The sequence below is a fragment of the uncultured Gimesia sp. genome (genome assembly GCF_937919775.1).
Classification (GTDB): Bacteria; Planctomycetota; Planctomycetia; order Planctomycetales; family Planctomycetaceae; genus Gimesia.
Genome location: NZ_CALFPF010000053.1, coordinates 1 through 12,946 on the forward strand (window position 1 = coordinate 1; position 12,946 = coordinate 12,946).

A 12,946-nucleotide genomic window follows, 5' to 3' on the forward strand; every position below is an offset into this window, starting at 1 on the left:
GAAATTAAGATTGGATCATGTTCTGTAACTCGGCTTTCAGCTCGTCGATGCGTGCTTTCATTTCCTGTAGTGCCCGTTCATGGCGGGGCAGATCAGCCAGTCCTTCACGCAGTGGGTCCAGCACGATGGCTTCATGTTTGAGATATTGCTCGCAGGCATACGGAACAGCGGCGGCGATCTCAGGCGGAATCGTCACGACGCCATTACAGTCACCGTGTAGTAAATCACCGGGATGGATTGTGAGCCCTCCCACTTGTACCGGAACGCCGGTCGCTTCGAAGTGACAGTATCCGTGTCCACTCATGACGCCGTTGCTGAAACATGGGAAGTTGAGAGCTCTCACATTATCCACATCGCGGGCGGCGCCTGAAGTAATCAGTCCGACCGCGCCGAATGTTTTATAGGTCAGACACATCCCATCGCCGAACGTCGCGCCTGCCGGCGGATTATCCAGATCCTCGAAGACCACTACAGCTGGGCCGGGCAGCTCTGAGAACGAGCTGATCAGCCGGGCTGAGATGCCGGGATCGATAGTTTTTTCCGCGGGCGCTGACGAACGAAAAGTGGTGGTGACAGCATATCCCACCATTGGAGGCAGCTCCGGAAAACAGGCGGCGATCTCCCGATTCATATATCCCGCGGTCCGGGAACGCACCTCAAACAGTTCAATTGCATTGCAGATCGTGGGGGTATCAAAACGTCTTAATTCAGCCAGATCGGGAAGGGAATTCATACTTGCTCTCAAAAATGATTTGACATTGAAAAACTGAATAGATACTATTTAATCATAATTAGATTCGTTGTAAATTAAATAAATGGTCAATTATCGAAGATAAATGGTATATATGTCAGCCGAAATCCATTACCAGATTACCCAGTCTGACGAGCTTGCTGAACGAATTCGAGAGCGAATTCAAGCGGAACGTCTCGCGGACGGTGCGTTTTTTATGACCGAATCCGATCTGGCGGAAGAGTACAGTGTCTCCCGGACAGTGGCGCGGGAAGCTGTCAGTCGGCTGGTCGCCATTGGTCTGCTGGAAGGTCGCAAACGCATCGGCCTGATAGTGCGTCGTCCCGACCCGCTACGGTTACTGCAACTCGGCCTGCCTTCGTTGTTCGATTCCGAGCAGGATGTCTCCGAGTTATCAATGTTGCGGTATGTGGTCGAAATGGGAGCCGTCGATCTGGCGATCCGTAACGGCAGCGATGAACAATGCCAGCAGCTCTGTGAGCTGGCGGAGGAGATGGAGACGGCGATTCGCAGTGACCAGCCTGAACGGATTCCAGAACTGGACATTGCCTTTCACTCGCTCCTGTTGCAGATGACATCATCCACGCTGATCGCCGGCATGCAACGGGTCTTGGTTAATTTCTTTGCTTCCGTTTATCAGGAATATCAGTCTGACGCAGCGACAGGCGAACGGTTGATCTGGGAACACCAGGAACTGGCCGCCGCGATCCAGGACCGCGATACGAACCGTGCACGTACGATGATGCAGATGCAGTCACGAAACTGGCTGAATCAAAAGAAGACCACTTGAACGTTTCACCTGCCGAGAGTTCATTAAGGAGTGAGATTATGAAATGGTACTCGAAAGGTCTGTGGCTGATCTTCACGTTTGTTGTAGTGCCGTCGACGTTACAGGCAGCAGAGCCTGGAGTGGAAATTCACAAAACAAAAGCGGGAACGGTTTTCGCTACATGGGGTCCGTTGCCCGGGAAGCCAGTTCCGACGCTGTTCATCCTGGCTGGCACAATGGAGAGTACCTTAGGCAGCCCCTATTTTCGACAATGTGGAAACCAGCTGGCTAAAGCCGGTTATCTACTGGTTTCTGTGGACATTCCCTGTCACGGTAGCGAACATCGACCACCGGAACCGACGGGCTTGAGCGGCTGGGCATTCCGTTGTGAACAGGGAGATGACTTTGTCGCAGATAACAACCGGCGGCTCAGTCAGGTACTCGATCACCTCATCTCCACGGGTCAGACTGACGCCGAGTATGTCGGCGTGTGTGGCACATCACGAGGCGGCTATCTGGCGCTACAGTATGCTGCTCATGATTCCAGAATGAAAGGGGTCGTCGCGTTTGCACCAGTGACAGACCTGACCGTCTTAAATGAATTCAAATCACGTACAACTAATGAAATGGTGCAGGCGTTGAATATGATTCAACGGTCAGACAAACTGGCGGGCCGTCCTGTCTGGATTGTCATCGGCGATCGTGACGCCCGCGTGGGCACGGATCAGTCGATAGAACTGGCCCGCAGCATTACCAGAGCAGGGCTGGCCAAAGGGGAGCAGAGTCAGGTGGACCTGCATGTCATCGCAGAACCGAAAGGACACACGGTTCCCCAAGGCTCAACCGATGTGGCGGCAGACTGGTTTCTGAAGCAGGTGGGAACGCCTGCTTCGCCACCGAGAAAATAAAAGAGTCATTTCACGAATACTGGGAATGTTTCCTATGCGACAATTTGGCGTGTATCTGAGAATTAAAGGCTGGGTCTGTGGCTTGGCTGGTCTGGTGCTGCTGGTCTGTTTGTCTGCACAATCCGCAGTCGCCCGCGACATTCACGTTGATCCGGACAAGGGAAATGATGCAGCGACAGAAGGGCCTCTCAAAACCATTCGGCAGGCGATTCGCATCGCAGAGCCCGGTGATACCATTCATTTACAGCCCACAGTCTATTATGAATACGCGGGCTTTTACGGCAAACGGGGAACTCCCGAGAAGCCAATCACCCTCGACGGGCATGGGGCGACTCTGGAAGGCTCTGACCCGCTTGATGCGACTCAATGGGAAGCAGTCAAGCCAGACCTCTATCGTTGCGAGAATCTGATGCCTGCATTGAGTGATGCAATTCTGCAACGCTGGTTTTTTCTCTGGAACGGCAAGATGGTACATATGGGCCGCAGTTCCAAAGGTCCGAGTAAAGAATTCAAGAAACCGGATGACCTGCAGCCCGGCGAATGGACGTTTGTGAAACAGAATGAACCGTCTGAGAAGAATTCCCAGATCTCAGGTGCATTTTATTTAAAACTCGCACCCGGAGCACAACTCAGCGAACAGAATCTTCGCATCCCTGTCCGTTCCGCGGGCGTCCAGTTTGGCGGTTCGGGCATGCACCATAACGCGCATTTAGTGATTCGCAATCTGACCTGTACTCATCCCTACAACGATGGCTTCAACATTCACGGTCATTGTGAAGATGTGCTATTTGAAAATATCAAAGCGATTGAGTGCGGCGACGACGGGATCAGCGCTCACGAGACGGCGGAGTACCGCGTAGACGGTTTTGTATCGATTGGCAATTCCACGGGGATCTGTGATACCGGTGCCAGCCAGACCAGCTACAACAGAGTATTTATCCGCGATTGCCTGGGTTTCGACCTGTTTTTTCTCGACACGGGTCGCTATTCCTTAACCAATTCGGTCGTGCTTTCATCGGCCGTCCGCACCCTGCTGATGTCTGGTCGCGATGATCCCGAACGTCCCTGTTCGCTGACCATGAAGAATGTCTTTATCAGACGCGTTTGCAATCCCAACGAAGTCCGTGTTTCCCGCAACTGCCTGCTCGATGCCAGCCATGTGACGCTGATGGGACTCAATTTTCAGGCGACCGGCGGTGAAGTCCGTCTGTTTGACTCTCTGATCGTCAGTGCTCCTGATTTGCCGCAAGCTGAATCAGCTTATGATTATCTGGCGTCGATCACCGCAGCGCAGGAACCGTTGAATCCGGAATTGCTGATCTGGAAAGATGTCAAATGGACGGCGGACCGGAACTGCTACGAGCTGCAGAGTCTGAGGCTCGACAAAACATTTTTCAGTCGGCAGAACTTTGCGCAGTTTCAGCAACAGACCGGTCAGGAACCGCAATCGAAATGGGTGACCCGAATGACAGCTGAAACCGGTTTCGGCGCTGATCTGACGATATTAAAACAGTCTGCAATTCCTGAAAACGAGCTTCATTCCAAACAGGTACAATCTCTCCTTCCCTGATGAAACTGAATAAATACGAAAGAGAAACCATGCTTGCCTCACAATTCTGTTGCGTACGAAGAACGCGCCACTCCTGCCTGTCTATCTTGTTTCTGTCTGTTTTGATGAATGGTATCTTATTGGCGCAAACTCCGGGACACGTCTCGGTAGCGCGGGGTCCGGAAGTTGAGGAAGCGGTGTTCTTTTCGTTTGATGACCACGCGATTCCCTGGCGGAATAATCTGCAGTTTACCCCGGTGACGGCGGAAAAGCATCCGGCAAATCCTGTGCTGCGTCGCGGTCCGGAAGGAGCCCCCGATCACGGGCATGCGATTCTGTATGGCTCTGTGATGTACATCGACGGAAAATTCCGCATGTGGTATTTGGGGATGTTCGAGACGGCCATCAAAAGCGGTCAGGCACCCGGCTGGTGGCGGCCCATGTGTTACGCCGAAAGCGATGATGGGATTCACTGGACGAAACCTAAACTCAATCTGGTGGAGTTCAATGGCAACAAACAGAACAATATCTGCCTAATCAAGTCCGAAGTTCCAGCCCTCGCCAAGGTAAATGATTTTCTGAGCGTGCTGTATGATGCCAATGATCCCGATCCAAAACGACGCTACAAATGTGCCTACATTGCACATCCCCCGTTTGCCGATGTGCGTGGCGGGCGGAGCAAAATCGGTCCCGACGAACGGCGCTGGGGCGCCTTAGTCTGTGCGACCAGTGCTGACGGCTTGACATGGGATGTAGTGGGAGATCGCCCGATGAATGCGGGGGGAGAACGGTTTGAAGTCTCCAGCCTGTATCAGTTCGGCAACTTTTATTACGCTAACGGTCAGTTGATTTCGCCCTGGAGCTGGCGGATGGACGGTTCAGATGTCGGGCGTGTGATGCTCGCGTATCGGTCTGCTGATTTTGATCACTGGTCACGCGCGAAAGCGTTGTCGTTTGCCCGGCCGGGTCAATTGACGGCGACGCCGATTCTCGGGCAGCAGACACACATGGGAGCGGGCATCTGGAATCGTGGTAATGTGCTGGTGGGCCTCTACGGAATGTGGCAGGATGCACCGCAGAAACCGGAAAACGGCGAACACTGGAATAAAGGTGTCACGATCGACCTCGGCCTGGTTGTCAGTAACGATGGTATTCATTTCCGGGAACCGGTGCCCGATCATCCGGTTATTGCGCGAGGCAAACAGGGGGAGTGGGATGACATCGCTTTGCTGCAGGGACACGCATTTGTCAACAGGGGGGACAAGACACTGATGTGGTATTCCCACTGGGATACTGGCGGAAAACTGAAGAATATGGAAATCGGACTGGCAACGCTGCGACGGGACGGATTTGGTTATCTCTCCCGCAAGATCAAAGACAACGCCTCACATTTTGTGACTGCTCCCTTTGAAACCAGCGGTACGCTGAAATTATTCGTGAATGTGGAAAGCGTCAGCGAAGCGGCTCCCCTGATCATCGAACTGCTCGATGAATTCGATCGACCCCTGCCAGGCTACTCCGGTGCGGAGGCAGCCCGTGTGACTAACGCAGGCACACGTTCTCCGGTTGTCTGGCCTGCTCGGCAGAACAGTCAGTTACCCGACCAGAAAAAACTGGCGGTACGAGTGACGTTTCCTGATACAGATACCACGAAGGTCTATGCCCTGTATGTGGGAAACTGAAATCGTCTGCGCTCAGTCTCCCTGTTTGAGCAGGTCTTTGACATGCAGCAGGACGGCTGAGTCTGCTTTTACTGCTTCGGATTCCAGCAGTATTTTCTGCAGGGCCGGTGTGAGCTTCTCACCCTGGATTTCATGCTCCGCGATCAGTCTTTTTGCCGTAGTACGGGGGGCGCTATATTTAGAGTCGCCATCCACATCGATGAAAATCGGGTTTGTGATTGCCTGAGTGGCCTTGCCGTAGGTGGTCCAGCCTGGCAATGTAATGCCATCACCCAGGACAAATGCCACAATGTAGGCATCATGGGGAGGTAATTCAATCGAAAATTCAAGCGTCTGATCTGTGGGCCGATTCAGCGTGGAATCGATCGTTTTCTGTGCGACTTGCTTTCCATTCACATAAATCATTGCTTCGCGAGGACGAACCCATGAAGGGGCTGCTACTCGTAAAGTGGCAGTCACCTTTGAGCGTTGGTTTTTACTGCTGTTTTTGAGTGCTTTCGCCGGAACGAGGTCTCCCATGTTATATTGTCCGTTCAGTTTCAGGTTGGCAAAGATACCTGCCGCCGCCGCTGCCCGGCCTTCCGTGAATGCCCGATAGATCTCTTTGCGATCAATCTGAGAAATATCATCGGTATGACTCTTAAGATAGGTACGGGCCTGGCCGACCGGGTCGTTGACCGTGTGGGAATCAGTGGCCCCGACAGCGGTGAGTTTTAATCCGCGATTCAGCAGTGACATCCAGTCTTCGAGTGCGTAAAAAAAATCAGGGGTTTCATTTGCCGGCTGTACCACTTCGTAACCGTTGAAATTAAATTCCGGTCCCTCACTCCGTTGACCTGTGCTGCGATTGAAATGAAATAGTCCGAAGGGGCCCTTGGGAATGCTGGGCCAATAGGGATGATTCAGAATGATTACTTCGGCTCCTTTCTTCCGCATGTCGGCGATCAACTCATCCCAGTTTTCATTTTTTAGAAACAGAGGATTACGCCCCTGCACACCGCCGGGGACTGCCTGCGCAGGATCAAAGGGGAAAGCAGTAAAATGACCGTTGTGAGTTGTAACTTCATCGCCGGAAATCGAATGGAAATGAGTTTGAGTCCCCGATTCCTTTTGATAATTCGTGTAATCAGAAATGTGATTGTGGTCGGTGGCAACCGCGACTTCAATTCCCTCACCCGTGATTGTAATCATGCGTTCGGCGTAGGTGGCATTTCCGTGACCGCTGCCAGGTAAGGTATGAATATGGCTGTCGCAGGCGATAAAGCCTGTTGTGTCGACTTCGCGTGAAATGACCAAGGTGTGATTCTGTGGCTGATCGTTCTCGACAACGATGGGCTGCCTGGCAACGCCCCATTCCATGCCACGCGTTGCATACAGCGTATACTTTCCTGGAGGCAACTCAAATGAAGCACCGGTTCCCAGTGTATAGAGTATTCCGGGGCGAACTGCGTTGGTCGGCTGACGCGCGTTGTAGAGTTTTACAAGTTGTCCCCCATCGTTTACAACGGTAATGCGTGCTGGAACGGGCTGCCCCTCTGGCGTGCTCACCTTCACGGTAACGGCTTCCAGCTGGAGTGCCTGTTTCAGGGAGCGGGGTTCCAATATGAAATTACGTAAGACCGCTGGCTGTCCTCGACCGGTGACCGTCAGTTTGTTCTCGCCCTTTTTGAGAACATGAGCTGGCACAGCGATACCGATGCGGTGAAACCCGTCGCGTTTTTGATCGGCATCGATCTGGGGAGTGTGTGCTTCAAGACGATCGAGCAATTTGTCATTGATGTGAACGTTCCAATATCCGCCTGAACTTTGTTTTTGCAGATCCTGCTCGAAGAGCAGAGCGAACTGAGTCGGATTAATCTGGGCAGAAAACGTTTTTTCATACGTGACATTTCCTTTGATTTCGTGTGACTCAGGATCAATAACAGTCGACTTCTCGGCGGCTTCCAGCGAGCATGTGAGATTACCGATTCCACAGACTGCGAACAGAATCAACGTTCTGATATGATACAGGTCCATTTGCTGGACTCCTTTGGTTTTAGATCGTTTTCAAAAATGGCAGGAATAAACAGATGCTCTTCAGGATTCACGGGAGAGTGTTGAAAAGAAGGTCTGTAAGTAGACATTCTGAAATAATTATACTCGACAGGTAAATCCGCTTCGCAGTAATAGCCTGTGAATTCTTGATGAACGCGCAGAAATTGTTTGCGATAAATTCCTGATTCACGTTTGTTTGGGTTGGTCTGTTGCTGTACAGAGATGTTATAAAGTTTTCGTGCTGTAGAGGTGCATTCAGTTTTGCTGACTGTGTCGAAATGGTCAAATCTTTTTTGGCCCCCGTTTCGATGCTATAAGGATTTGACTATACCCAGACGCGAAAACTAGCGCGAAAATGTCGGTAATGTCGTGACAAACGGCCCGGCCGCCGCCGTTATAAGTGAACTATTTCAGGATTTAGCGGGGATCTCGGTGATTTGTTTCGTTGCGATTCCAATGGGACGGTCCAGTGGTATCCCGGCGCACGTCAACAAGGTCGTCAGCAAGTCGCCCTGGTTTCCTTTCACATCGGGTAAGAATCGTCCTGTGTTGATCGAACCGCCGCCCCGTCCTGCGAGGATGAAGGGCAGGTTGGCCCGGGTGTGTCTGTCGCCATCTTCGAGGCCCGAGCCCCACATCATGATGCAGTTGTCGAGCAGGGTGCCGTCCCCTTCCTTCAGACTGTGCATCTTGTTGACCATGTAGGCAAACTGGTCGATGTTGAATTTCGTGATCGCGGCGACTTTTTTGACCTTCTTCTCTTCGCCGTTATGGTGCGTCTGGGAATGGTGCTGGTCATTAAATCCGAGTTCCGGATAAGAGACGCCGTTCGGGGTCGAGCCAATGTAGGTGCAGACGCGGGTCGTGTCTGTCTGGAACGCCAGCACGTTGAGGTCGCACATCACCTGCATGTATTCGCTCCGTTTGTCTCCTTCCGGAATCTTGATTTCGATAGGCGGGGAAGCGGTCTTGTGACTTCGACTGGGGCGGACTCCCGCCTTCTCCAGGGCCGCTTCTTTCTGACGCATTTCAATCGCAGCAATCCGTCGTTCTACCGAGCGGACACTGTCCAGGTATTGATCCAGCTTGCGCTGGTCGGTCTGCGACAGGGTACGCCTGAGATCGCGGGCGCCGCCGATCACCAGGTCCAGCATACTCCGATCTAAACTGCTCATCTCCGACGCTGCAAGTCCGCCCCCGCCACCTTGTTCCTGCTTGTTGAACAGGCGATTCAGCACGTTACGGGGATTGGTCTCGGCAGGGACCGCCTGGGTCGGCGAGCGGAAGCTGCAGTGTGAATAGTAGGCCTCATTCAGCCCCGCCTGGTTTTCCTTCCACGTTTGCGGCATCGTGGCCAGCTCCAGGGAAGGCAGAGCGGTAAACGCACCCAGTGAATTCGCGGCAATCTGGTCGGCGGAGATGGAGATACTGATCTCGTCCCGCTTGTCCGGGTCGGGTAACGCTGCCGTGAGCCATGTCGAAAGTTCGAGCGCGTGCGGCGCACCTTGAAAGGGACCGTTGGATACGGCGGCGATGCCTTTCATCAGCAGACACTGATCGAGCACGGGACGCAGCGATTCGAGGGCAGGGGGTGGCGAGGTCAGAAAACTTTTCGCATCTTTGGGCCAGAATTGATCCATGATCACGCCATGCGGCATATACATGAACCCCAGTCGGACCGGCGGCTGGAACGCTTTTTTCTCGCTGGCTTCGGCCCAGCCCATGACATCCAATAGAGGTAAGGCTAGTGCGGCTCCCACGCCTTTCAGACAGGTGCGACGATTGATGAATGTGTGTTTGCTCATGGGAAGGCCTTCTGGTAGGTTGCAGAGGAAAACGGGTTTGCTGTACGACGGCCTGCAATTTCGTCGTACACATCATCTGGGTTTCGGTCCACCTGTCACTCGATGCGACGATGCGTAAAAGGATAACAGGTGACGACCGCAGTGATGAGCGTCTGCATGCGGTAGTCGTCCTTCGCGATTTTCTGCATCAGCTCATCGATCACAATTTCGTCATATCCTTCCAGACGTCGGCATAATGCATAGGCTAACAGTCGCTCGACCAGATTGCGAGAAAACTTCGCGTTGTGGTCGGCGATAATGGCTTTTAGTTCTTGGGGGTTGGAAAAATGCCGGCCCCCGGGAAGCTCGCCGGAGGCATCGATGGCCTGGCCGTTTTCGTCCTGATCGCGCCAGCGTCCGATGGCGTCGAAGTTCTCCAGGCCGAACCCTATCGGGTCGAGTAATCGGTGACAATTGGCACAGACCGCTTCGGAGCGGTGCAGTTCGGTGCGTTCGCGCAGAGTCAGCTTGGCGACCTGTTTTTGATCCTGTTTCTCCAGTGACGGCACATCGGGCGGGGCAGGGGGGACATGATCCCCGAGTACCTGTTCCAGCACCCACACGCCGCGATTGACGGGGCTGGTGCGGTTGGGAAACGAAGTCGCCGCCAGCACGCCCGGCATTCCCAGAATTCCGCCTCGATTGCCATTGGTCAGTTTGACCTTTCGCATCTCGGGGCCGGTGACGGTTTTTTCCAGGCCATAGATCGTAGCCAGGTTTCCATTGAGGAAGGTGTAGTCGCTGTCGATAAAATTCGAAACGCTGCGGTTCTCACGCACGATGCTTTCGAAAAAGAGCCGGGCTTCATCGTACATCGCCGTCCGCATGGCGGCGGTCATTTGCGGGAATTTCTCAGGATCAAAGGTTCGCTCTTGCAGATTTCCCAGCTTGAGCCACTGTGCGCCAAAGCCATCAAACAGAGCCCGCGATCGCGGGTCCATCAGCATCCGCGTGACCTGAGCTTTCAGGACCGGTAGCTCGTGTAGTTTCCCCTGATCCGCCAGCGCCATCAGCGCAGCGTCGGGCATGGTGGCCCACAACAGATAAGACAGACGCGAGGCAAGCTGGTAATCATCAAGGGGCACAATCCCTTTGTCAGCCTGGATCATCTTGGCCGGCGTAATAAACAGGAACTGGGGAGAAACCAAGATCGCCTTGAGCATCAGCCGACAGGACGCCTGGTAGCTGAGACCGTTCTGTCTCCCCAGGTCAAACACCTGCAGCAGAACAGCAATTTCCGCATCAGAGGGCGGACGGCGGTAGGCTTTTCGTGCCAGTGACTGGGCCGTCTTTCGTGCCGTTGCAGACGCGTTACTCTCGGACGTCGGCGGTTCACCAAAGAGTTGCTTTTGTATTTCGGTAGGTGGTTCCCCTTCCGGCGCCAGAGCCTGATCCAGCACCTGCTGGGAGATCGTCAGATACTGTTCGAGCTGAAGCGGAGAGAGCGAATTGAGATATCCCTCGCCGCTGACTTCGTCGGGCAGACTGGCGACGATGATTGGATCGACGCCCAACAGATCGTGCAGCGTATTGCCATATTCCGTTTTGGTGAGCCGCCGAATGACAAACGGCCCCGGATCTTTGGGACTGAGATATTTCACCTGCGCCAGCCATTTTGCAAACATCTGACGTTCTTTGTCAGATGGCTGGTCCAACCCCTCCGGCGGCATATCATGCGTTTTCACGCGGGCCGCCGACTTCTTCCACTTCTCACTGAAGGCGGCATGGCCGGGACTCCGCAGAGCCGGGTCAAAGCTGAGGCCGGCTTCCGTCGGTCGACGGTTCTGATGACAGTCGATGCAATATTTTTTGATGAAGGGAGTAACCTGTTTGCTGAAGAACTTCTGGGCATCCGCTTTCCGTGCCGCCAGAGCTTTATCCTCTACCGACTCAGCCATGCCAGTGTGCGGGCTGACCCACAAGACGCCCAGCACCAGTATGGCAATCGCACTTCGGATAAAACGTGCCTCTGTGATTGTCATTCGAAAACTCCTCCGACACCCATCTTTGTACCCACCCATTGTAGTTTCCGCATGTTAAATTGTAAACAACGGCCAGAAAACGTAGCGTCCGCCGGGGAGTTCATCAGCTCTCGGGTACCCTCTATCTGTTCTTGTCTGATGTCTTGATAAACAGCACGGTTTTACTGATGGAGACTCTACGAAGTGGATTGTTTTTGGGAGTGAAAGTTTCACACTGAGGTTTTATGTTTTGCGAAGAAATATCACTGCTATTATTATTCCTGAGCCATTATCTATAAGTTCTGGTTCCATCCGACAGAGTCCTCTCCGGAATCCCTGCATCGATAACAGGTGCTGTGTCGTTTCTGATTTGTCTGTTTGCCTGGCATTCGCAGCACGCGCTTCGCTGGACTTCCACTCAGGATTGATGAGTGGTCGGTAGTGAAATTCAAAGAAAGCAGGCAGCTTACTTGATTATGTAAGCTGCCTGCCTATTGTTTAACACCTCTTCTTGACAGGATTAATCCTGGAAGAAGGGATGCTGTGCATCGCCGGCGCTGATCAGATAGGCAATCAGGTCGAGGATTTCATCTTTGGTCATGCGAGCAAACAGATCGGCGGGCATGGGGGAGATTTTGGAAACCACCAGTTCGTCAATCGTCTTCCGGTCAATGTTGACGCGCTTGTTGGGGTCGGTCAGATCGGTATTCAGGGTCATGTTATCACCACTCAGGTTCACGACCACGCCGGTATGCACCTTGCCGTCTTCTGTCACAACCGAGATCGCGGAGAACTGTTCATTGATAACTTTGCTGGGGTTGATCACCTGATCCAGCAGATCGTGGGGAGAGTACCTGCGACCAGCCGAGGTCAGGTCGGGGCCGGTCATACCACCTTGGTTGCCAAAACGATGGCAGGCATAACAGCCCGTGGCAGCAAACATCTTCTGTCCGTTGACGAAGTCCCGTTTCTGCATCTGTTTGCTGGCGGCTGCGGAGAGTTCTTCGAGCGTCCATTTGGTTGTGGGACGTCCGGCGAAGACTTCGCCTAGATTTTCGAGAGCGGATTTCTTTTCCGGTTTCTTTGCGAGAATTTCTGTCAGCTCGGTCTTTTCTGTATCGCTGAGTGCAGCGACGGCATCGGTGCGTACGAACTCGATGAATTTATCGAAGCTGGCACCCCCTTTGTAGTTGGCTGCCTTCAGGAACCATTCGAAGTAGGCAGTATGAAGTTCAGGAGTCCAGCCAGCCTGCAGCATGCGAATGGAGCGTGCGTACTGCATCTGCTCTTCCTGAGTCGGTGCAGACTGAATCAGCGCGATCGCTTTTTCTGCTACCGTGGGTGACTGCAGCCACGCGAGTGTTTCGCATAACAGCCAGTTTAACTCGGGGGATTGAGCAGGGAACTGCGAATCAAATTTTTCGATCAGTTTCGCCACAGTGGCATCA

The 12,946-nt window shown here is 53.3% G+C and carries 9 protein-coding genes; 4 read left to right on the forward strand and 5 right to left on the reverse strand.

Translation table 11 applies throughout. The features are described from left to right. Nucleotides 1-4: 4 nt before the first annotated feature. Nucleotides 5-733: an RraA family protein gene (locus Q0294_RS01440; RefSeq protein ID WP_299460070.1), complete on the reverse strand. Its 729-nt coding sequence runs from the start codon at nt 731-733 to the stop codon at nt 5-7. Nucleotides 734-845: 112 nt separating this feature from the next. Between Q0294_RS01440 and Q0294_RS01445 the strand changes: the two genes are divergently transcribed. From Q0294_RS01445 to Q0294_RS01460, 4 genes are read left to right on the forward strand one after another with little or no spacing between them, the layout of a single operon-like run. Then, nucleotides 846-1,541: an FCD domain-containing protein gene (locus Q0294_RS01445; protein ID WP_299460072.1), complete on the forward strand. Its 696-nt coding sequence runs from the start codon at nt 846-848 to the stop codon at nt 1,539-1,541. Nucleotides 1,542-1,579: 38 nt separating this feature from the next. Next, a complete protein-coding gene (locus tag Q0294_RS01450) occupies nt 1,580-2,428 on the forward strand; it encodes an alpha/beta fold hydrolase (protein WP_299460074.1) in 849 nt (282 codons plus the stop codon). A gap of 34 nt (nt 2,429-2,462) precedes the next feature. After that, a complete protein-coding gene (locus Q0294_RS01455; protein ID WP_299460076.1) occupies nt 2,463-3,998 on the forward strand; it encodes a hypothetical protein in 1,536 nt (511 codons plus the stop codon). Between the two features lie 29 nt (nt 3,999-4,027). Beyond that, entirely contained in the window at nt 4,028-5,659 is a 1,632-nt protein-coding gene (locus Q0294_RS01460; protein WP_299460078.1) for a hypothetical protein, read from the forward strand. A gap of 12 nt (nt 5,660-5,671) precedes the next feature. On the opposite strand, the gene Q0294_RS01465 is transcribed toward Q0294_RS01460, so the two are convergent. The 4 genes from Q0294_RS01465 to Q0294_RS01480 form a co-directional block, all read right to left on the reverse strand. Further along, nucleotides 5,672-7,675 (reverse strand): CehA/McbA family metallohydrolase, encoded by a 2,004-nt coding sequence (locus Q0294_RS01465; protein ID WP_299460082.1) that lies wholly within the window; start codon nt 7,673-7,675, stop codon nt 5,672-5,674. 428 nt (nt 7,676-8,103) lie between these two features. Next, on the reverse strand, nt 8,104-9,498 hold the full coding sequence (locus tag Q0294_RS01470) for a DUF1552 domain-containing protein (RefSeq protein ID WP_299460085.1): 1,395 nt from the start codon (nt 9,496-9,498) through the stop codon (nt 8,104-8,106). Between the two features lie 95 nt (nt 9,499-9,593). Further along, complete coding sequence (locus Q0294_RS01475; RefSeq protein ID WP_299460088.1) at nt 9,594-11,519, reverse strand: DUF1592 domain-containing protein; 1,926 nt, start codon at nt 11,517-11,519, stop codon at nt 9,594-9,596. Nucleotides 11,520-12,018: 499 nt separating this feature from the next. Beyond that, nucleotides 12,019-12,946: c-type cytochrome (locus Q0294_RS01480; RefSeq protein WP_299460091.1), on the reverse strand; the 928-nt coding region annotated here is incomplete at its 5' end.